At 45.2% G+C, this 20,274-nt stretch carries 20 protein-coding genes; 14 read left to right on the top strand and 6 right to left on the bottom strand.

The features are described 5' to 3' along the window. Window positions 1–62 precede the first annotated feature (62 nt). Both ACTNEN_RS00420 and ACTNEN_RS00425 read right to left on the bottom strand, forming a co-directional pair. A complete protein-coding gene (locus ACTNEN_RS00420; protein ID WP_441204091.1) occupies window positions 63–1,088 on the bottom strand; it encodes a hypothetical protein in 1,026 nt (341 codons plus the stop codon). Window positions 1,089–1,259: 171 nt separating this feature from the next. After that, window positions 1,260–2,354 carry a hypothetical protein gene (locus ACTNEN_RS00425; protein WP_441204092.1) on the bottom strand — a complete coding sequence of 365 codons (1,095 nt, stop codon included), beginning with the start codon at window positions 2,352–2,354 and terminating at the stop codon, window positions 1,260–1,262. A gap of 251 nt (window positions 2,355–2,605) precedes the next feature. Here ACTNEN_RS00425 and ACTNEN_RS00430 point away from each other — a divergent pair, with 251 nt between their 5' ends. From ACTNEN_RS00430 to ACTNEN_RS00445, 4 genes are read left to right on the top strand one after another with little or no spacing between them, the layout of a single operon-like run. Further along, window positions 2,606–2,836 carry a hypothetical protein gene (locus ACTNEN_RS00430; protein ID WP_441204093.1) on the top strand — a complete coding sequence of 77 codons (231 nt, stop codon included), beginning with the start codon at window positions 2,606–2,608 and terminating at the stop codon, window positions 2,834–2,836. Window positions 2,837–2,838: 2 nt separating this feature from the next. Then, window positions 2,839–3,174 carry a hypothetical protein gene (locus tag ACTNEN_RS00435; RefSeq protein WP_441204094.1) on the top strand — a complete coding sequence of 112 codons (336 nt, stop codon included), beginning with the start codon at window positions 2,839–2,841 and terminating at the stop codon, window positions 3,172–3,174. Next, on the top strand, window positions 3,175–3,585 hold the full coding sequence (locus tag ACTNEN_RS00440; protein WP_441204095.1) for a zinc ribbon domain-containing protein: 411 nt from the start codon (window positions 3,175–3,177) through the stop codon (window positions 3,583–3,585). Between the two features lie 30 nt (window positions 3,586–3,615). Next, window positions 3,616–4,035: a C-GCAxxG-C-C family protein gene (locus tag ACTNEN_RS00445; RefSeq protein WP_441204096.1), complete on the top strand. Its 420-nt coding sequence runs from the start codon at window positions 3,616–3,618 to the stop codon at window positions 4,033–4,035. Between the two features lie 5 nt (window positions 4,036–4,040). Here ACTNEN_RS00445 and ACTNEN_RS00450 read toward each other — a convergent pair whose 3' ends face one another. Next, window positions 4,041–4,940: a TIGR01212 family radical SAM protein gene (locus ACTNEN_RS00450; RefSeq protein WP_441204097.1), complete on the bottom strand. Its 900-nt coding sequence runs from the start codon at window positions 4,938–4,940 to the stop codon at window positions 4,041–4,043. Between the two features lie 241 nt (window positions 4,941–5,181). Here ACTNEN_RS00450 and ACTNEN_RS00455 point away from each other — a divergent pair, with 241 nt between their 5' ends. The 4 genes from ACTNEN_RS00455 to ACTNEN_RS00470 all read left to right on the top strand — a co-directional run bounded on the left by ACTNEN_RS00455 (window position 5,182) and on the right by ACTNEN_RS00470 (window position 9,114). Further along, the gene (locus ACTNEN_RS00455; protein ID WP_441204098.1) at window positions 5,182–5,736 is read left to right on the top strand and encodes a prolyl-tRNA synthetase associated domain-containing protein; all 555 of its coding nucleotides are present in this window, start codon (window positions 5,182–5,184) and stop codon (window positions 5,734–5,736) included. 10 nt (window positions 5,737–5,746) lie between these two features. After that, complete coding sequence (locus ACTNEN_RS00460) at window positions 5,747–6,547, top strand: MBL fold metallo-hydrolase (protein ID WP_441204099.1); 801 nt, start codon at window positions 5,747–5,749, stop codon at window positions 6,545–6,547. Between the two features lie 105 nt (window positions 6,548–6,652). Continuing rightward, window positions 6,653–8,023 (top strand): sodium:proton antiporter, encoded by a 1,371-nt coding sequence (locus tag ACTNEN_RS00465; protein WP_441204100.1) that lies wholly within the window; start codon window positions 6,653–6,655, stop codon window positions 8,021–8,023. 14 nt (window positions 8,024–8,037) lie between these two features. Then, on the top strand, window positions 8,038–9,114 hold the full coding sequence (locus tag ACTNEN_RS00470; protein ID WP_441204101.1) for an AAA family ATPase: 1,077 nt from the start codon (window positions 8,038–8,040) through the stop codon (window positions 9,112–9,114). Window positions 9,115–9,265: 151 nt separating this feature from the next. Here ACTNEN_RS00470 and ACTNEN_RS00475 read toward each other — a convergent pair whose 3' ends face one another. Beyond that, window positions 9,266–10,525, bottom strand: coding sequence for a chloride channel protein (locus ACTNEN_RS00475; protein WP_441204102.1), 1,260 nt, complete (start codon window positions 10,523–10,525; stop codon window positions 9,266–9,268). Between the two features lie 21 nt (window positions 10,526–10,546). Further along, the gene (locus tag ACTNEN_RS00480) at window positions 10,547–11,437 is read right to left on the bottom strand and encodes an ROK family protein (protein ID WP_441204103.1); all 891 of its coding nucleotides are present in this window, start codon (window positions 11,435–11,437) and stop codon (window positions 10,547–10,549) included. A 382-nt stretch (window positions 11,438–11,819) separates the two neighbouring features. Here ACTNEN_RS00480 and ACTNEN_RS00485 point away from each other — a divergent pair, with 382 nt between their 5' ends. The 5 genes from ACTNEN_RS00485 (at window position 11,820) to ptsP (ending at window position 18,486) form a co-directional block, all read left to right on the top strand. Continuing rightward, the gene (locus tag ACTNEN_RS00485) at window positions 11,820–13,673 is read left to right on the top strand and encodes an alpha-amylase family protein (RefSeq protein WP_441204104.1); all 1,854 of its coding nucleotides are present in this window, start codon (window positions 11,820–11,822) and stop codon (window positions 13,671–13,673) included. Between the two features lie 13 nt (window positions 13,674–13,686). Beyond that, on the top strand, window positions 13,687–14,514 hold the full coding sequence (locus ACTNEN_RS00490; RefSeq protein WP_441204105.1) for an HAD family hydrolase: 828 nt from the start codon (window positions 13,687–13,689) through the stop codon (window positions 14,512–14,514). A 69-nt stretch (window positions 14,515–14,583) separates the two neighbouring features. Further along, the gene (locus tag ACTNEN_RS00495; RefSeq protein ID WP_441204106.1) at window positions 14,584–16,485 is read left to right on the top strand and encodes a glucose PTS transporter subunit IIA; all 1,902 of its coding nucleotides are present in this window, start codon (window positions 14,584–14,586) and stop codon (window positions 16,483–16,485) included. A 95-nt stretch (window positions 16,486–16,580) separates the two neighbouring features. Then, window positions 16,581–16,838 (top strand): HPr family phosphocarrier protein, encoded by a 258-nt coding sequence (locus tag ACTNEN_RS00500; protein WP_441204107.1) that lies wholly within the window; start codon window positions 16,581–16,583, stop codon window positions 16,836–16,838. Between the two features lie 16 nt (window positions 16,839–16,854). Beyond that, on the top strand, window positions 16,855–18,486 hold the full coding sequence (gene ptsP, locus ACTNEN_RS00505; protein ID WP_441204108.1) for a phosphoenolpyruvate--protein phosphotransferase: 1,632 nt from the start codon (window positions 16,855–16,857) through the stop codon (window positions 18,484–18,486). Between the two features lie 193 nt (window positions 18,487–18,679). Here ptsP and ACTNEN_RS00510 read toward each other — a convergent pair whose 3' ends face one another. Beyond that, on the bottom strand, window positions 18,680–19,168 hold the full coding sequence (locus ACTNEN_RS00510; RefSeq protein ID WP_441204109.1) for a peptidylprolyl isomerase: 489 nt from the start codon (window positions 19,166–19,168) through the stop codon (window positions 18,680–18,682). Between the two features lie 203 nt (window positions 19,169–19,371). Between ACTNEN_RS00510 and ACTNEN_RS00515 the strand changes: the two genes are divergently transcribed. Further along, complete coding sequence (locus tag ACTNEN_RS00515) at window positions 19,372–20,184, top strand: S1 RNA-binding domain-containing protein (protein WP_441204110.1); 813 nt, start codon at window positions 19,372–19,374, stop codon at window positions 20,182–20,184. The last annotated feature ends 90 nt before the right edge of the window (window positions 20,185–20,274 follow it).

Genomic DNA, 20,274 nt, shown 5'->3' on the forward strand with positions numbered 1-20,274 from the left:
TCCCCGGATTGGAGTAAGCGTTAAATAACAAAACAAGTGATAAAAAAGCTTAGCTATACAGATCAGTGTACCCAGACGCCGTCTGCATTAAGTGTATAACCGTCCGGGGTTATGGTGCTGAACCACATATTGCCATTGGCCGGATCCAGATAATACCAGTACCCGTTAATGTACTGCCAGCCGGTTGCCATGTAGCCGGAATTGTTGAAATAGTACCAGTATCCATTAATATACTGCCAGCCATTGGTCGTATAGGTGCCATTGGCATTACGATACCACCAGCCGACACTGTCCTTGATCCATTGTGCCGTGTTGATTGTAGAAGCAGATGGTCCTGTGGAGCTGTAGCTGGAAGTGCTTGAAGAGCTGCTGCTTCGGATTTCACTTGCCTCTGAGGATGTCACATAAAAGCTGTCAGAGCTCTCCCAGCTACCCTTGTTGGAGGAGTTGTATACGCCTCTCACCTTGAACTGATAGTCTCCGGAGGTTGTAAAGTAGGAAGCAAAATTATAATACTCATTGGAGGTTGTTACGGATTTTACCAGCTTGTCTCCACGGTAGAGCTTAAGCTCGTATTTTTTGGCTTCTCCATCTGAATTCCAGTAAGCAGTTCCGGCGTCTTCATCCCACTCGAGGTCAGATACCTGCAGGTCATAATCACTGGAGCTTGTATCATCATCCTCAAGATCATCCATCGTATAATAAATATAAAGATGGCTTCCGGACTTGGAAACAGAGGTTACCGTTCCGTCATCTCCACTGATGGAAACCTTGGACTTGGTAACGTTCCAGTTGTAACGGCTGGAGTTCTCAAGCTCTAATGTGATTTTAAGCTTGGGATTGTCTCCTTCCTCCCACGCATCACTTGGCTTATTGGTGACCTTGTAGCTGTCTACAGAATAGAGACTGGAATTACTTGTAATATCCACGTCCGTATTATCGTCGCCTACCTCAATGCCGGAATCAATGGTTAAGGATACGGAACTGATATTGGTTGCTGCCATTGCCGTAAATGGAATCATGCTGAGACCGAGTGATACCAGCGGCACGGCGAGCAGTTTGGTTAAGAAACTTGATTTTGCAGTCATTATATTGTCCTCCTTGATTTTCTCTTAACTTTATTATAACGGAAAAATCTGAAAATAAGCTGAAATTCAAGTGCCTTTTTGTTACAAATTTACAATAGACCATAAGCAGTAAAATGAAATACCTTCAGATCAATAGTTCAGGTAAAGAATTTACGTAGTATGGAACGTGGATCAATTTCCCGGATATCCGGCCATTGCCGGTACCCAGACGCCGCTTTGATCTACATAATAGTGATCCGGAGTCCAGGCACCTGCAAGCATTGCACCATCTGCGTTAAGATAATAATACTGCTGATTCCAGAAGATCCAACCGGTTTTCATATAGCCGTGTTCATCAAAAAAATACCATTTTTCTCCGATGTACTGCCAGTTGTTTACTGTATAGCTTCGGTCGGCATTGCAGTACCACCAACCCTGGGAGTCCTTGAGCCATGCGCCTTGAGAGCTTCCGGTGGGGCTTATGGAGGTGCTTATGGAGGTGCTTTCGTTAGCATCGTTTGAGGATGTGACACGGCCTTCTGTATTTGCACGTAATTTTGCTGCCTGCGCGGCTGTCAAGGTGATATCATCGGAGTAGATCCAGTCGCCTTTCTCCGGAGATGCGGTACGCACCCGGAAGCGATAGGTACCGGCTGCATCTATATATTTGGAAAAGTCATAACTTTCTTTTTTAGATATCTGCGAGGTTACAAGGGAACTTCCTTTGTAAAGGCGCAGGTCATATTTTACCGCGTTTCCTTCCCAGGAAGCTTTGCCTGTAGATTTTGACAGGACCGCGTCACTTACCGTTGACGTATCGTTATAGGAGTGTTTACCGGAGCTATGAGATTTGGTGTCAGAATCCTGATCGGAATTTTTATCTGAGTCATGATCAGAGCTGCTTCCGGAGGTCTTTCTGGTCCTTCCGTTTTTATCCTTGTCTTTCACATCTATCCGGATTGTAAGTGTGTGGGAACCAGTGGTAAGATCTGTTATGTCAGACCAGGAATAAGCTCCGCCATAGATGGTAATATCAGATTTTTTAAAATCGCTGCTCCAACTGTCACCGGATGAGGCCGTTACCTTAATATTCAGGATATCGTCGTCGGAAACAGAGCTTGTTACACTATATCGTGATGCAGCGGAATACTTGGATGCGGTTGCAGAGCTCCCGGAATCCAATACATATAGAGAACACTTCTTAAGTGTAGAAGCGAGAACACTGGTCGGTGTCAGACCAAGACTTAGGATCAGTAATGGCAGGATCATATATGGTTTATGCTTCATTGTAGGATTGCCTCCTTTACTATCTATAAATGCATCATAGCATGAAGCCGGAAAAATTATCTTGCGATGACTCGTCAATAAAATAACATTTTTGTAAATTTCATTAAGAATTTCTGAAAGCACAAAAGACATGACAGGACATGTAAAGGAACAGCGTATAAGAATATGGGATTTCATTGGAAAACATGAAAGAACAGCAAATATTTATGATATAATGCTTAAATCAGTGTCAGAAATATGGAGGATATGCCATGATGAATCCTGTAGAAATGATGAAAGCCGCACAGGAATTTAAGAGATTTCAAAAGGACCATCCGAGAGTGGTCAGCTTTTTCCAATATGTAATGTCGGGCGGTGTCCCGGAAGGCTCTGTGATTGAGATCAGTGTTACAAAGCCGGGACAAAAAACCTTAACCACCAATTTAAAGGTTTTACCCGAGGATGTGGAAATGATAGAGCATCTTAAAAATCTGAAGGGCTGATCATGAGAGAGTCGGATCATAACAATGAAGGCGAGAGCTACGGATGGCTTTTTCCGGATGGAAGCTTCCGGGAGAGTGACTGGGGAACGCATGGTGAGGAAGCAGAAAAAATCATCATCGAACGAGGCTGGAGCAGTGAATATTATGCCGGTGTTTCCAATGCCCGGGATTTTTTATGCTCCAGGGGATTCTGCCTGATCCATAATCCGGGACGCTGGGATATCCGCATCACCCATATTTTACCTCTTACGGAACGGCAGAGAGATTTCCTCTATGCATTCTTTATGGATCTGGGTGAGAGGGAGAAGGCGGAGAAATACCTCAGGGAGGAATTTTAAATGTTTTTCTTTTTTGGCATCAACAATGAGAGTCACAAGCTGGACTTCCATCAGACCATCATCTGCCGGATCTGTGGCAGATATGGAAGCTACGAGGTTTATATGAACTGTTTGGTTTTTTCTCTTTTCCTGATTCCTCTGTTCCGATGGAACAGGAAGTACTATGTTAAAACGAGCTGCTGTGGTTCTGTTTATGAACTGGATCCTGCGATAGGAAAGCGGATCGCCAGAGGAGAATCCGTAAGTATTGAGGATAATAATCTGTATCTTTTGCAGAAGGGCAGTTCACAAAATGACAGTCTGCATGCTGCAGGAAGCCATAAGAGATGCCCGAACTGCGGATATACTACGGATGATGATTTCAGCTACTGCCCGAAATGTGGTGCTAAGCTGGAGGAATCAGATGATTAAGAGGATTAAGTCCTTAAGGAGAATGAAGATATGAATCATAAGGAAAAAGCAGATATGCTTCACAAAAAAGGTTATAATTGCTGTCAGTCGGTGCTGCTTGCATTTCAGGATGAACTGGGTGTGGATCCGGAAACTTTGTTCCGGATCGGAGAGGGCTTTGGTCTTGGAATGGGCAATATGGATCAGACCTGTGGAGCGTTGTCTGCCGCGGTAATGATTGCCGGACTTAAAAATTCTGACGGGAATCTTGCGGAACCGAAGTCAAAACGTGCGACGTATCAGCTTGCAGACAAGCTGCAGAAAAGCTTCCTTGAAAAGTCGGGCGCACTTGTCTGCCGGGAGCTGAAAGGCATTGAAACAGGTAAGGTTCTGTGTCCATGCCCGGTGTGCATCAGCAACGCAGTCGAAATCGTAGAGGACATGCTTGAATCAAGAGCTGATGAAAAATAAAAATGCTACGCTTCCCGGATTGCTTTTTGGAGTGTGTTGAGTACACGTTTTTTATCTCCACTCCACAAGGGTGCAATCAGCAGGCTTTTGGGACCGTCCCCGGTAATCCGGTGTACAACGGTTTCCGGCGGCAGCAGCTTAAGACAACGGACGATGATGTCGCAGTACTCCTCCAGTGTCATGACAGGAAATGGACAGCTCTCAAATTCCTCTGCAAGCTTCGTACCCCGGAGGATGTGCAGGAGCTGGAGCTTAATGCCGTGTAAAACAGGTTTCAGCTTGGCAAGATAGCGGACGGTAGCCAGCATATCCTCCTGTGTTTCCCCGGGGAGACCCAGGATCACATGCACAACCACCCGGATTCCGTGATCTGTTAGACGGCGGTAAGCATCGTTAAAAGTTTCAAGCGGATATCCCCGGTGGATCCGCCGTGCGGTTCTCTCGTGAATGGTCTGAAGCCCCAGCTCTACGTAGACCGGCTTTATCTGATTAAGGTTGGAAAGCATGGAAATGATCTCCTCGGGCAGGCAGTCCGGGCGGGTGCCAATGCTGATGGCTGCAATTTCAGGATAAGAAAGGGCTTCCTTAAAGAGTTTAAGCAAACGCGCCGGATCTCCATAGGTGTTGGTATAGGATTGAAAATAGGCGATGTATTTCCGTTCACTTTCCGGTATGCTGCCGGGAAATTTCCGATTGACTCTTTCTTTTGCGAGCCGGATCTGCTGATCGATCGGAAGGAGTGGTGCGGCAAAATCTCCGGAACCTCCCTGCGAGCAGAAGGTACATCCTCCTGTACCAAGCGTTCCGTCACGGTTAGGGCAGGAGCATCCGCTCTGTAAGGATAACTTATATACTTTTGTGCCAAAGGTATCTTTAAGATAAGAGGATAATGAGTAGTATTGCATTGCTTCTGCCTCCCGGGAGTGATTTTACGGGATCATATGTGAGATCCATTACTATAGATGGTGGCATGCAATCATATTACTGCATTCTGCTGTTTTTTAAAATATGATAAACCTGTCCGGTTACCTGTTTTGGAATATGGACGGCAAAATAAATCCATAAATTGTATTCGTATAAATTTTTATTTTGTAAAAACTAAAAGAAAATGTCTGGCTATGCCGGCATTAAAAAAGAGGTAAGATTTTGTCTCAGTTAACTTTATATAATGGACGTCCGGTAAATGAGGAGGGGCGTCTGGCAAAGGAAATCCGTACATATGACCTTCTGGATACATTGGGAATACCGTACCAGAGGGTGGACCATGAAGCTGCCAATACAATGGAGGCATGTGAGGAAATCGATCAGGTACTCGGCATCTTTATCTGTAAAAATCTATTTCTCTGTAATCATCAGAAAACGAAGTTCTATCTTTTAATGATGCCGGGAGATAAGCCGTTTAAGACGAAGGAGCTCTCGAGCCAGATACATTCCGCAAGACTCAGCTTTGCTCCGGAATCGTATATGGAGGAGTTTCTGGATATTACGCCGGGATCCGTCAGTGTGATGGGACTTATGAATGATACGGACAATCAGGTGCAGCTTCTGGTGGATGAGGATGTTTACAACAGCGATGTGCTCGGATGTCATCCGTGTATCAATACATCGAGCTTAAAAATTTCATCACAGGATATCTGGGAGAAGTTTCTACCTGCGGTTCATCATGAGCCCTGGATTGTGCATCTGGAAGGAAATGTATAAGGAGTTTACTATGAAAATTACAATGCTTGGTACCGGCAATGCGCTTGTTACAGAATGCTTTAATACCTGTTACGTGATCAACGATAATGATAAGCTTTTTATGGTGGATGCAGGAGGCGGAGCACAGGTGTTTCGTCAGCTGAAATATGCAGGCATTGACTGGACCGGAATTCACGAAATTTTTCTTACGCATAAGCATGTAGATCATTTTACAGGAATGATCTGGATGGTCCGGATGATCACGCAGTATATGAAGGCTGGAAAATATGAAGGAGAAACCAATATTTACGGTCACAGCGAAGTGATTTCCCTGCTGGATGATATTTCCAGAAAGCTGCTGCAGCCGGGACCCTGTAAATTTATCGGAGACCGCCTGCATCTGATTCCGGTGGAGGATGGAGAGACCCGGATCATTAACGGGCGGGAGATTACTTTTTTTGATATTGGCTCGACCAAGACAAAGCAGTTTGGCTATATGCTATCTATGGATGATGGCAGAAGGCTGACTTGCTGCGGGGATGAACCATATAATCCTTGTGAGAGGAAATATGCAGAGGGCAGCGACTGGCTGCTTCATGAAGCCTTCTGTCTCTATGAGGAAAGAGATACTTTTCATCCTTATGAAAAGCATCATTCTACAGTAAAGGATGCTGCGGAGCTCGCGGAGAGCCTGGGCGTGAAGAATTTGCTTTTGTATCATACAGAAGATGCCAACATCCTGAATCGTAAATCGCTCTATACTAAGGAAGCCATGGAGTATTTTCATGGATCGGTTTATGTACCGGAGGATCTGGAGACCATCGAGCTCTGATGCATTAAATCAAGTACATAGCTGTAAAATATATGTAAATAGTTACATATAATTTAAAAAATGGGTAAACTATAAAAAGCGGTGCGGAACAGCATCGCTTTTTATATGTTTTACAGGGGGTATAGTATTATGACAGTTCCAGCCTGGCTATCGATTCCGTTTGCAGGTTTACTTCTGTGCATTGCGATTGTGCCGCTGATTTTTGGAGAGTGGTGGGAGTCACATAAGCAGTATGCGGTTATATTCTGGTCGCTGCTCACTGCGATCCTTTTTGCCACACAGTTTGGCATCGGAGCAGCCTTAACCAAGGTATCCGAATGCTTCTTTAACGATTATCTCACGTTTATCGTGCTGCTTTTCGGTTTGTACTGTGTTTCCGGTAATATCACATTTGAGGGCGATCTTGCGGGTTCACCGATGGTAAATGTGTTTCTTCTGGCTGTGGGTACCTTGTTATCCAGTTGTATAGGAACCACGGGATCCAGTATGCTGATGATACGTCCGGTTATCAAGATGAATGCCTGGCGCTCTAAAAAGTCGCATATCATGATTTTTTTTATCTTTCTGGTTTCCAATATCGGAGGCTGTCTTACACCGGTGGGCGATCCTCCATTGCTCATGGGCTTTATGAGAGGAGTCCCGTTTTTCTGGAGTCTGCATCTGTTTCCGGTACTGTTGTTTAATATGATCGTACTGCTGTTTGTCTTTTATCAGCTTGATATGAAGGCATACAGAAGTGATATTTCTTATGGTGGAAAGCCGGATATCTCAAAACCCGGTACAAGCCTTACCATTGGCGGCGGACATAATATTTTGTTTCTCCTTATGATCATTCTGGCGGTAATTCTGAGTGGTGTGCTGCCATCTCTGCCGGCCTTTCAGACGGGGAACGGAGAGGCGATTGGCATTCCCATCGGTGGAGGAGAAGTTTTTCCTCTTAGCTCATTGATTGAGGTGATCCTGATTCTATTAGCTGCGTTTCTCTCGTTCCGGACAACAGATTCCGGCATACGGAGAAAGAACCATTTTACCTGGGGCGCAATAGAAGAAGTAGCCATTTTGTTTATCGGCATTTTTATCACCATGCAGCCGGCGCTTATGCTCTTAAAAGAAGTTGGTCCGACACTTGGTCTGACTCACCCGGCTCAGATGTTCTGGGCAACAGGTGCATTGTCCAGCTTCCTTGACAATACGCCAACCTATCTTGTGTTTCTGACAACTGCCGGCTCTCTGGGCTTTACACAGGGAATGGCCAGTACGGTAGGCACAATACCGGTGAGGATGCTGATGGCGATTTCATGCGGTGCAGTATTTATGGGAGCAAACAGTTATATTGGAAATGCTCCTAACTTTATGGTAAAGGCAATGGCGGATGAAAATGGTATCAAAATGCCATCATTTTTTGGCTATATCGGGTGGTCACTTGCTTTTCTGATTCCGGTATTTTTACTGGATACCATTGTATTTTTTCTGTGAGGAGGGATAAGGATATGAATGGTGATCTGAACAATGATCATGTAATAGATGAAAAGGATATCAGAATCCTTGCGGAAGAAATTTATGATCTGGATGAACGGGTATACAAAGCACTCGGATCAGGGCTTGGACGAGTGTATAACTATGACCGGGATCGCTCTGTAAAGTATCTTATGGACATCTTGGAAACTCCCGGACAGGATCATACCATACGGGCTGAAATAGCCCTGATCGGCAACATGGCGCGGACCATTCCGGAAAAGGGTATTCGTCACGAGATTATGACCGAATACGATACGGTTATGAAACGATTTCAGCAAGTTTCGGCTACGTTTACCGGAGTAAAGGATAAAAAAAGAGCGGGGCTTAATGAGCTGAATAGCGCCGATATGTCCTGGCGTTTTAAGGGCGGGCATCATCTTATAATATGCATCAGCAGAACCTATGGCAGTGGCGGGAACAGCATTGGATTGAAAATTGCAGATAAGCTGCATATCAATTTTTACGACCGGGAAATTTTTAATGCTGTTCTGCGCCGTATGGAGGTAGAACAGGATCATAAAATCACGGACGACATGGGGTATGAAAAGCTGCCGGAGGGTAATGAAAGTAGTCTTGAGATCTCAGGTGTTAATGCGAATGATCCTGCACCGAGTTTTACAAATAAAAAGCTCACCTTTAGAGATATGTTGCGTAAGCTGAATCGGTATCACGGATTACCGACCAGGGATGCGCTGTTTTTTAATATGTCCGATCTCATCATCCGGATGGCAAAGGAACAGGATTTTGTAGTCATGGGGCGCTGTGCAGATCAGATCCTGAGTAATGCAGGGATTCCGCATGTCAGTATTTTTATCACGGCACCTTTTAAAATCCGGGTCAGTCGTATGATGGCGGTGGATCAGCTGGATTATCACCATGCCAAAAAAAAGCTTAAGTACACGGATCGTAAGCATGCAGAGTATTATCAATATTTTACCGGTAAGAAATGGGGAGATTCCAATAACTATGATTTGTGTATCAATACGTCCAGCTATGGAATCAATGGGTCTGTGAATTTTATACTGAATATGCTGGGCTATAACAAGTAATTATAAAGTGATTTTAAATACATGATGAAAGACGCCGTCTTGCTATTTTACATTCCGGGGTATTAGAGATCCCCGGAAAGAGATAGTAAGGCGGCGTTTATATTGGCACTAAATAAGAACGGTATAGACGGGCAAATCGACGCAAGACGGATTAATGCGTGTTTTCGTCGATTACCGCCGGATCAAATTTGGAGAAATGAATTTTTTGTGAAGCATAGATGCCGTAATTACCGGAAAAAAGATACGTCATTGCCACGGCTGCCATAAAAAATGGCGCAGCGTTAAATCCGAACATTTCAAACGCAATCATCAAGGAGGCGATCGGACAGTTTGTTACACCGCAGAATACACAGGTCATACCAATGGCTGCCGCGAGTGCAGGGTCCAGACCAAAGATATGCGCGCAGGCATTGCCAAAGGTGGCTCCGATAAAGAGTGAGGGCACGATTTCACCGCCCTGATATCCACCGGACAGAGTCACTGCGGTAAACAGGATTTTTAGAAGGAAGCCATACGGTGCAATATGGAAGCTGGAATCTCTGATGCAGGCGGAGATAATTGCAGATCCGGTACCGTTATAGGTCTGATCTCCGACAAGCATTGTCATAATAACTACAAGGATGCCGGATATCAGGACACGTATGTATGGATTTTTAAACCGGTCTGCCATCTGGTGCTTCACCTTATGCATTGTCACACAGAAAAGCACACTGACCATTGCGCAGCATATTGCAAAAACTGCAGTCATGAGGAAATGCATCGGGGTAAATTCGGGTACGCTTTCCACGATCATAGACATCTCGCTGGCGCCCAGAGCCTCTGCAACAAAATGTGCTGTGAGGGATGCCACTACACAGGGCAGAAGCGCGGAATGGTACATGATGCCGACCGTGGTGATTTCCATTGCGAGCATTGTCGCGGCAAGCGGAGTACCAAAAAGTGCAGAGAAGGAGGCTGCCATACCGCACATGATCATCCGGCGGCGATCCTCCTTATGGAAATGCAACAGATGTCCGATGCCGTATCCGAGACTTCCTCCAACCTGGAGAGCGGCACCCTCACGGCCTACAGATCCGCCAAAAAGGTGTGTGATTACAGTTGATACAATGATAAGGGGTGCCATTTTTACCGGTACGGATTCATTGTTACGGATGGAATCCAGTACGAGATTGGTGCCTCTTGGCCTATCTGCCCCCAATATATGATAGTAAAAAATAACGCCAAGACCTGCAAGTGGCAGAAGAAAAATAAGCCATCCGTGTGTTGTACGTATGCCGGTCACAAGAACGATCAGATTTGCAAAAACTGCGGAGACCGTACCGATCACGGCTCCGCAGATCAAACCAAAGCAAATCCATTTCAAACCGCTCTTCAGATCCTTCCATAAATGCATAAGATATTCTGAAGACATATAGAAATTCTTCCTCCGATATTATTTTGTAAGTGACTTCACAAGAGCTTCCTCGTCGATTGCAAGCTTGATGCAGCCCATGATACCCTGATCATCCTTGAGACTTGCAGGTACAATATAGTGCTCAATATCCTTTAACTCCTTTGTCGATAAATATCCGTTGAGCATTTCCAGAACCTTTTTACGGATCATTGGGAAAAGCTGTGTCTGGTGCATTACACCGCCGCCCAGGATGATGATCTGCGGACTTAGGATCAGGATCAGATCCGCGAGAGCCTGCGCGATGTAAAAAGACTCAAATTCCCAAACCTTTGGATTATCTTTAAGCTCAATTGCCTTCTTACCCCAGCGGTCCTCAATGGCAGGTCCGGCAGCGAGTCCCTCTAAGCATTGTCCGTGAAAGGGACAAAGTCCTTTGTAGGTATCCTCGGGATGCATGATAAGCCTCATATGCCCAAGCTCCGGATGCAGCATACCGTGGAGAAGTCTGCCATTGGTATATACTCCGCCGCCAACACCTGTGCCGATGGTGAGATACAATGCATCGGTAAGTCCCTGTGCCTGCCCATATGTGATTTCTCCGAGAAGGGAACCATTTACATCGGTGTCAAAGCCTACAGGTACATGCAGAGCCTCCTTCATTGCGCCGACAATATTATAGCCTGCCCATTTCTGCTTTGGCGAGGTCGTGATATATCCATAGGTCGGAGATTTACGATCAAGATCAATCGGCCCAAAGCAGGCGATGCCCAGAGCTTTGATATCCTTATCTTTAAAGTACTTTATGATCTCAGGCATTGTGGTGTCCGGATCTATGGTTGGGATGGACACCTGTTCCAGAATCCTGCCATTTTCATCTCCCAAAGCACATACCATTTTTGTACCGCCAGCCTCAAGTGCACCATACAACATGATAATTTCCTCCAGCATAAGTTCGCAATCTTATAACAGCGATCTGATATAGATTTAGTTTAATGTAGACGATGGTAAAAATCAATGTTTCGCTATGCAAAATGACAGGAAAATGACAGAGTGGAAAAGGAGGCGTAGAAACAGTGGAAATGACATAGAATAGAAAAGCTAAAATTCCGGATGTAAAATCAATGCCGAATAATTAAAAATATTACAAATAGGAAGTATTTAATATTTACAAAAAATATGAATATATCACAGATTCTTTTTGATATTTCGCACAAATAATGATACAATGAAAAAGAAATTAATACCATATTTGAGATAAATTGAAAAAATTAGATTTTTTCTTATAAAAATAGTGAAATACATGGAGGAGAGTATGTTTAGCGAGCTCGAACTGGAACCTGAATTTAAAGCGCGTCTGGATCGTCATTATGATGAACTGAAATGGCTGTACTCTGAGCTTTATCACAATGACACCAACGCTTTTGATTATTTCCTGACCATGCTGCATAATTACTATACCGAGAGATCTCCTGAACTCAGGGAATGGGATGAAGCAAGAGAGCTGGTTCCGGACTGGTATAAGGGCAATGAGATGCTGGGTATGCAGATGTATGTGAACTGCTTTGGTAAAACTCTGCAGGGAGTGCGGGAGCATCTGGATTATATCCGGGAAGCCGGTGCCAATTATATTCACCTTATGCCACTGCTGGAAAGTCCTAAGGGCAGGTCAGATGGAGGCTATGCGGTGTCAGACTTCCGCAAAGTGAATCCTGCACTGGGAAGCATGGAAGATTTGTCCGAGCTTGCGCATGACTGTCACGCTTTGGGGATGAGCGTCTGTCTTGATTTTGTCATGAATCATACTTCAGAAGATCATGAGTGGGCGAGAAGGGCGCGGGCAGGTGAAAAGGAGTATCAGGACCGTTACTTTTTCTTTGATAACTGGAACATCCCCAATCAGTTTGAAAAAACGGTACCACAGGTTTTCCCTAAAACTGCACCGGGCAATTTCACCTGGTGTCAGGAAGCCGGAAAGGTGGTCATGACTACCTTTTATCCGTATCAGTGGGACCTGAATTACGGCAACCCGACTGTTTTTAACGATATGACCGCCAACATGCTGAATCTCTGTAATCATGGTGTGGATGTGATTCGTCTCGATGCGGTACCGTACATCTGGAAGACTCTGGGTACCAATTGCCGGAACCTGCCGCAGGTGCACACACTTGTGAGAATCATGCGGATGGCGTCTGAAATTGTTTGTCCGGGGACGCTGCTGCTTGGAGAGGTTGTAATGGAACCGTCCAAGGTTGTGCCGTATTTTGGTACGGTGGATAAGCCGGAATGTCATATGCTTTATAATGTTACCACGATGGCGACTACCTGGCACACCGTGGCTACACACGATGTAAACCTCATGAAGCATCAGCTGCGACAGATTTTTGCACTGCCAAAGCAATATGTATTTTTAAACTATCTGCGCTGTCATGATGATATCGGATGGGGACTTGATTATGACTATTTGAAGCAGTTCGGCGTGGATGAGGTTGCACATAAGAAGTTCCTTAATGAATATCTGCGCGGATTTTATCCGGGATCCGATGCAAGAGGAGAGTTGTATAATGATGACCCGGCACTCGGGGATGCAAGACTCTGCGGCACGACAGCTTCGCTTTGCGGGATTGAAGCGGCGGAGTATGAAAGAAATGAGGAAAAGCTTGATAAGGCAATTGACCTGGATATTATGCTGCATGCGTTTCTTTTGACACAGAGTGGTCTGCCGATCATATATTCCGGAGATGAGATAGGACAGCTCAATGACTATACCTATCATGATGATCCGCTTAAGTGGGATGACTCCAGATATATCCACAGAGGGGATTTCCACTGGGATGAAGCCAAGAAGCGTCGTCTCACCAAAACGCGTCAGGGTAGAATTTTCAAGGCGCTGAGAAAGCTGGAAAAGCTCCGGGCAAAGCATGATGTATTTGAGTCTGAGGCAGATACATGGATCGTGGAGACCTATAACCCGCATATTCTCGGAATCGGACGATATTATCATGGTGAAAAGATGATTGCGCTGTTTAATTTCTCGGATTTCACGGAAACGGCGTGGGTCAATGAAGTTGAGGACTATAAAGACATGCTGACCGGCAAGGCGCGTCCGGCAAAGGCAGTGGAGCTTACTCGGTACGGATTTGCCTGGCTCATAACAAGCTTTAGATAAGGAGGTGATCAGATTGGGAAAGCTGATTTTTCTGGATATTGACGGGACTCTCACACCGGCAGGAACCAATGTTCCTCCGGAAAGCGCGGTGAATGCGATCCGTCTTGCACAAAACAGAGGTCACAAGGTGTTTTTGTGTACCGGACGTAATGTGGATATGCTGAAGCCGCTTTTAAAGTATGGCTTTGACGGTATGGTCGCAAGCTCCGGTGGCTATGTCACATGCGGGGACCAGATCCTTTTTGACTGTCCTATGACGGAAACACAGCTTCATACTGCACTGGATTCTCTGCACAGACATGGGGTTTTCTGTACAATTGAAGGTCGTGACGGTTCGTTTGGAGATTCCAGCCTGAAGGAGTTTCTGGACAGCACGGAGGGAGGAAATTCCGAGATCGAGCGCTGGCGCAAGGCACTATCGGATAATTTGGGTATCCGTCCCATGGAACAGTATGATGGACAGCCGATTTATAAGGTTGTCATCATGGCAAAAACAACAGATCAGATCGAGGAGTGCAGATCACTCCTGGAAAAGGATTTTCAGTTTGTCATACAGGATGTACCTGCCCATGGATGTGTCAACGGAGAGCTGGTAAATCGTGCTTTTGACAAGGGAAGGGGAGTCAAAAGGATCGCGGAATATCTTGGACAGCCGCTCTCTGATACGATTGGATTTGGAGACAGTATGAATGATCTGGAAATGATACAGACAGTCGGCATCTCTGTTTGTATGGCAAATGGATCGGAAAAACTGAAAAAAATCAGTGACAAAATCTGTCCGTCGGTTACAGAAGACGGCATATATCAGGCGTTTATAGATCTGGAACTGATCTCAGAATAATCGTTGTCGTGTCCGGCAGAGCTTCTGGCTGCCGCTCATAATAAAATTCTATTAAGGAAGGTAGTAAAGATGGCACTTGACTACAGAAAATGTGCGCAGGAAATCGTTGATCACATCGGCGGAAGAGAAAATGTCGCACAGGCAGCACACTGCGCAACAAGACTCAGACTCGTTATCAAGGATAACAGCAAAGTCGACAAGGAATACCTTGACAACGTAGAAGGCGTGAAGGGTATGTTTGAGTCCAATGGACAGCTTCAGCTGATCATTGGTACCGGAACAGTCAACAAGGTGTACGATGAATTTCTTAATATCACTGGCATGACTGCAGCAACCAAGGATGATGTAAAGGCCGCAGCTGCTGCAAAGCAGCCACTCTGGAAGCGGCTGCTTAAGCCAATCGGAGATGTCTTTGTGCCGATTCTGCCTGCCATTGTAGCATCCGGTCTGATGATGGGTCTGGTAGAAGCCCTTGGTAAGATTCCGGGGCTTGGATTTGCAGACTCTGACTGGTACGGATTCCTGGATATGGCAGCCAATACGGCATTTGCATATCTCCCGGTTATTGTAGCAATTTCAGCGGCAAGAGTTTTTGGGGGTAATATATTCCTCGGAGCGGTCATTGGTCTTATGATGATTCATTCCGGGCTGCTTAACGGCTGGAATGCAGGCTCTCCGGAAGCCATCAATAACTTTTTCCATGTTACGGATGGTGTGATTCCGAAGTGGCATCTGTTTGGACCGATTCTTCCTATCTCCAGGGTGGGTTACCAGGGACATGTTATACCGGTAATACTCGCCATCTTCATTATGTCCAAGGTCGAAGGATGGTTGCATAAGCATGTTCCGGAGATGCTGGATCTTTTTATCACTCCGCTTTGCACCGTACTTGTTACGGCACTGCTTACATTCTCCATTATTGGACCGATTTTCTCTAACCTTGAGACTATGGTACTGAAGGGTGCAGAGGTTCTTGTTAAGAATCCGTTTGGCGCGATGATAATGGGTGCAATTTATCCTGTTACCGTAGTTATGGGTCTGCACCATATGTATAACGTCATTGAAGCAGGTATGCTTGGAACTGTCGGACTTAATACCTGGATGCCGATTGCGTCAGCAGCCAACTTTGCACAGTTTGGAGCCTGCCTTGCTGTTGGTCTTAAAACAAGAAACCAGAAGACCAAGGTCGTAGCAGTTCCGTCCTCACTTTCCGCATCGCTTGGTATTACCGAGCCAGCAATCTTTGGTGTCAATCTGAGATTTTTTAAACCGTTTGTTGCAGGTATGGTAGGTGGTGCCGTCGGAGCAATTTTTGGAGCTCTTACCGGAATCGGAGCTACTGCATATGGAGTTACCGGTCTGCCGGGATACCTTACGATAAATAATCCTCTAATCTATACGATCCTGCTGGCAGTATCAGGAGGTGTAGCGTTTGCAGGTACTTGGATTTTCTGGAGCGATGAAGCACCTAAGAAACCGACAGCTTCTGAAATAAAAGAAGAAAAAGCAGATACACCAGTGAAAGAAGGGTTTGCCCAGAAGCCAGTGATCAGTTGTGAAGCGGGAGATATATTATCACCGGTGAAGGGAAGCATTGTAAAACAGGCGGATATCCCGGATGCAACCTTTGCTGAGGGAGTACTCGGAGCCGGTCTTGGAATTGAGCCGGAGGATGAGACAATCTTTGCACCATGCGATGGTGAAATTTCTTCTGTCGCAGATTCCAAGCATGCAATCGGTATTACCGGTCCCGGCGATATGGAAATCCTGATTCATGTTGGCATTGATACTGTTGCTATGGAGGGCGATGGATTTGAGCCGCTGGTAAAGGAGGGAGATAAGGTGACTGCCGGTCAGCCGATCCTGCATTTTTCCAAGGCTAAAATCGCAGCCGCAGGACATCCTGATGTGGTAGTTATGCTGCTTACCAATTCCGATGATTACCAGGATGTTAAGATTGCAGAGTCATAAATTACTGTGATTAAATGAAAAGTTAAATTCTGTCAGAACGCAGACTGCCGGAGCAGATACTCCGGCAACTGCCTGAAATAAAAGGAGAAAATCAGATGAAAGAAATTACTTACACAATTACCGATCCTAATGGAATCCATGCTCGTCCAGCTGGTCTGCTTGTTAAAACGCTTAAGACCTTTGAAAGTAAGGTCACAGTATTTAAGGGTGATAAGAATGCGGATATGAAAAAGCTTCTTGCACTTATGGGGATGGGCATCAAGCAGAACGATACCATTACCGTCCATGTTGAAGGTGCTGATGAAGATGCATGCGCAGCTGAACTGGAAAAGGCACTGAAGGAAAACTTCTGACAGGCAGGAGGAAAATATGCAGGTTGCTACAGGTAAAAGCGTTTTAAACGGTATTGCCATAGGTAAAATCAAAGTATATACTCCGCCAAAGGTTACGATCTCTGAAGATCTGATCGAGGATATTGAGGCAGAACTTAAGAGATTTGATGCTGCCAGGGAAAAAGCCATTACGCAGCAAAATGCTCTGTATGAAAAGGCTGTAATTGATGCAGGTGAGGACAGCGCGGAAGTATTTTCTGTCCATGCCATGATGCTCGAGGATGATGACCTTATTGATGCAACCAAAGAAATCATCAAAAACCAGAAGCACAATGCAGAATACGCAACTAAAATTGCCTTTAACAATCAAGCCAAGGTATTTGCTGAAATGGATGATCCCTACATGAAAGAGCGCTCTGCGGATATCTATGATATTGAGCAGGCAGTGCTGAATGTGCTTTTTGGCATTGATCCGGAATCCATGCAGGGTAAGGAACCGGCAATTCTCGTAGCAAATGACCTTACACCGTCAGAAACCGTCCGTCTGGATAAATCTTTGCTCCTTGGAATTATTACAAGACAGGGCTCCTTAAACAGCCATACGGCGATTCTTGCGCGTTCTATGGGTATACCGGCTCTGGTGCAGTGCGGTGAGGTACAGTCCAAATGGGACGGAAAAACTGCGATTATCGATGGCTATAATTCCTGTGTTTACATCGATCCGACAGAGGACCTGATGGCGTCTCTCAAGGCGAAGCAGGACAACGAAAAAAAACAGAAGGCACTGCTTCAGGAGCTTAAGGGACAGAGCAATACGACAATCGATGGTAAGACCATCAAGGTTTATGCCAACATTGGCGGTCCTTCGGACATCGGGCTGGTGCAGCAAAACGATGCCGGCGGTGTCGGACTTTTCCGGTCCGAATTTGTCTATCTTAATGCCAAGGATTATCCATCCGAGGATGAGCAGTTTAATGCGTATCGTCTTGCAGTAGAATCACTTGCTCCGAAGCAGGTGATCATCCGAACCTGTGATATTGGTGCGGACAAGCAGGTTGGCTATATGGGCATGCATAAAGAGGATAATCCTGCCATGGGATGTCGGGCGATCCGACTCTGCCTTACCAGACGGGACTTCTTTAAAACCCAGCTTAGAGCTTTATTAAGAGCAGCGTCCTACGGGAATCTAGGAATTATGTTCCCGATGATCATTTCTACACGAGAGCTGCATGAATGTAAGGAATTACTTGCGGAGTGTACCAAGGAGCTTAATGCGAGAGGTATTACTGTAGGTAATTACAGTATTGGAGTCATGATTGAGACTCCTGCTGCTGTCATGATTGCAGATGAGCTGGCAGAGGAGTGTGATTTCTTCTCCATTGGCACCAATGATCTTACCCAGTATACGCTTGCCATTGACAGGCAGAATGCATCACTGGATCCGTTCCTGGATACACATCATCCGGCAGTGCTCCGTGAAATCCAGATGACGATTGATGCAGGACACCGTCATGGAACATGGGTAGGTATCTGCGGAGAACTGGGAGCAGATCTGTCTCTTACGGAGACCTTCCTCCGGATGGGAGTAGATGAGCTATCCGTAAATCCGGTATCTGTGCTGCCGCTGCGTAAGACGATCCGGGGTATTAATCTGAAAAAAGAAAAATAACAATTTACGGAATCATCTAGTATTTTCAGGTTCGTTTCTATGATGTTGAAAATGAAATGATTTAATTAAAGACAGAAAAAAGGAGCTTTGTTTTGTACGAGCTCCTTTTTTTCTGCCTTGTTTCTACGCTTATTTTAACATTTTTAATTGTTAAGCTGTTAGATTATAGTTTTGCAACGCATGCGTATCAGCTTTAAGCTTCCTCAACCGTAACCTTTTTCATCACTACCTTAGTTACAGGTGCGTCCTGCCAGCCGGTAGGCACGGAAGCAATCCGGTCGACCTCATCCATACCATCAATAACTTTACCAAACGCGGCATATTGTCCATCCAGGTAGTCTGCGTCCGCATGCATAATAAAGAACTGAGAACCGGCGGAATCCGGGTCCATAGCTCTTGCCATGGAGATCACACCTCTGGCATGATGGAGATCATTTTTTACACCATTGGAATTAAACTCTCCTTTAATAGAATATCCGGGACCACCGGTTCCATTACCGTCCGGATCACCACCCTGGATCATAAATCCGGGAATAATTCGATGGAACGTAAGACCATCATAAAATCCCTTTTTTACCAGCTTTACAAAATTATCAACTGTAATTGGAGCAACATCAGGATAGAGCTCGATGCGGATGTCCTTATCATCATCCATCGTTATGGTTACGATTGGGTTTGCCATATTTAACCTCCGATATTCTTAGATTTTAATCTTAAATATCAATGATTGTACCAGTTTTTTCTGATTCTTACAATATAGCGTCAGAAATCGCGTTCAAACAGTCAGAGGAAACTAAAGAAAACTTGCAGTATTCGATTAAAGTATGGTATTATAAGACTAATGTGCCAAGGCACTAAAGTTTAGAGAAATGAGGTTATGTCACAATGGCAGACGAGGTTAAGAACGAAGAAAAAAAGGAAGAGGCTATTCCTTCCATGGATGATTTTAAGGAGGAGCTGGAAGCTTCCTTAAAACAGCATGCAAGAGGCAAGAGAGCTGATATGGCTCAGTGGGAGAAGCTGCAGGATGATCTTGACAATAAGACTGATGTTGAGGTTGAGGTCAATGAGGCTGTCAAGAGTGGCGTTACGACAACATTAGAGGGTATCCGCGCATTTATTCCTGCATCCAAGCTTTCTCTTGGATATGTAGATGAGAAGGACCTTCCTGAGTGGGTTGGCAAGAAGCTGATGGTGCGTGTCATCACTGCAGATCCGGATAAAAACAGACTGGTTCTTTCCGCTAAGGACATTCTACGTGAGGAAGCAGATAAGAAAAAAGCAGAAAAGGCTGCACAGGTTGAAGTAGGTCAGGTGCTGGAGGGTACCGTTGAGACACTTCAGAATTATGGCGCTTTTGTAGACATCGGAGATGGAGTGACTGGTCTTTTACATATTTCACAGATCTCCAACAAGAGAATCAAGCATCCGTCTGTTGTCCTGAAAGAGGGTCAGAAGGTTACTGTTAAAGTCATCGATGTAAAGGATGGCAGGATCAGCCTGTCCATGAAGGCTCTTGAAGCTGGTGCAGACGACCAGGATGAGACAAAGGATCGTGCTGAGCGTCATGACCGTCGTGACCGCGGCGAGCGTCGCTCCAGAGATGAGAGAGATAATTACAAAAATGATTTTAAGGGAGATGGTGCTGTAACAACCTCTCTTGGAAGCCTTATGAAAAAAAGCGGCATCAAGTTCTGATTGCATGCTTCATTTAAAAGCTTCTAAGCATCTTTAATCTCAAATCCGGTTCCTCTAAGGGGAGCCGGATTTTTTTGACGGTATTATCAG

The organism is Oribacterium sp. HCP28S3_H8, assembly GCF_052064775.1.
Taxonomy (GTDB): domain Bacteria; phylum Bacillota; class Clostridia; order Lachnospirales; family Lachnospiraceae; genus Oribacterium.

What these genes read in the sequence shown, in the direction of transcription:
- ACTNEN_RS00460 (WP_441204099.1), top strand. Translation starts at nt 5,747, where the DNA reads ATGAAAATTACAATGCTTGGTACCGGCAATGCGCTTGTTACAGAATGC.
- ACTNEN_RS00495 (WP_441204106.1), top strand. Translation starts at nt 14,584, where the DNA reads ATGGCACTTGACTACAGAAAATGTGCGCAGGAAATCGTTGATCACATC.
- ACTNEN_RS00430 (WP_441204093.1), top strand. Translation starts at nt 2,606, where the DNA reads ATGATGAATCCTGTAGAAATGATGAAAGCCGCACAGGAATTTAAGAGA.
- ACTNEN_RS00465 (WP_441204100.1), top strand. Translation starts at nt 6,653, where the DNA reads ATGTTTTACAGGGGGTATAGTATTATGACAGTTCCAGCCTGGCTATCG.
- ACTNEN_RS00440 (WP_441204095.1), top strand. Translation starts at nt 3,175, where the DNA reads ATGTTTTTCTTTTTTGGCATCAACAATGAGAGTCACAAGCTGGACTTC.
- ACTNEN_RS00485 (WP_441204104.1), top strand. Translation starts at nt 11,820, where the DNA reads ATGTTTAGCGAGCTCGAACTGGAACCTGAATTTAAAGCGCGTCTGGAT.
- ACTNEN_RS00450 (WP_441204097.1), bottom strand. Translation starts at nt 4,940, where the DNA reads ATGCAATACTACTCATTATCCTCTTATCTTAAAGATACCTTTGGCACA.
- ACTNEN_RS00475 (WP_441204102.1), bottom strand. Translation starts at nt 10,525, where the DNA reads ATGTCTTCAGAATATCTTATGCATTTATGGAAGGATCTGAAGAGCGGT.
- ACTNEN_RS00500 (WP_441204107.1), top strand. Translation starts at nt 16,581, where the DNA reads ATGAAAGAAATTACTTACACAATTACCGATCCTAATGGAATCCATGCT.
- ACTNEN_RS00480 (WP_441204103.1), bottom strand. Translation starts at nt 11,437, where the DNA reads ATGTTGTATGGTGCACTTGAGGCTGGCGGTACAAAAATGGTATGTGCT.
- ACTNEN_RS00510 (WP_441204109.1), bottom strand. Translation starts at nt 19,168, where the DNA reads ATGGCAAACCCAATCGTAACCATAACGATGGATGATGATAAGGACATC.
- ACTNEN_RS00425 (WP_441204092.1), bottom strand. Translation starts at nt 2,354, where the DNA reads ATGAAGCATAAACCATATATGATCCTGCCATTACTGATCCTAAGTCTT.
- ACTNEN_RS00445 (WP_441204096.1), top strand. Translation starts at nt 3,616, where the DNA reads ATGAATCATAAGGAAAAAGCAGATATGCTTCACAAAAAAGGTTATAAT.
- ACTNEN_RS00515 (WP_441204110.1), top strand. Translation starts at nt 19,372, where the DNA reads ATGGCAGACGAGGTTAAGAACGAAGAAAAAAAGGAAGAGGCTATTCCT.
- ACTNEN_RS00435 (WP_441204094.1), top strand. Translation starts at nt 2,839, where the DNA reads ATGAGAGAGTCGGATCATAACAATGAAGGCGAGAGCTACGGATGGCTT.
- ACTNEN_RS00470 (WP_441204101.1), top strand. Translation starts at nt 8,038, where the DNA reads ATGAATGGTGATCTGAACAATGATCATGTAATAGATGAAAAGGATATC.
- ACTNEN_RS00420 (WP_441204091.1), bottom strand. Translation starts at nt 1,088, where the DNA reads ATGACTGCAAAATCAAGTTTCTTAACCAAACTGCTCGCCGTGCCGCTG.
- ptsP (WP_441204108.1), top strand. Translation starts at nt 16,855, where the DNA reads ATGCAGGTTGCTACAGGTAAAAGCGTTTTAAACGGTATTGCCATAGGT.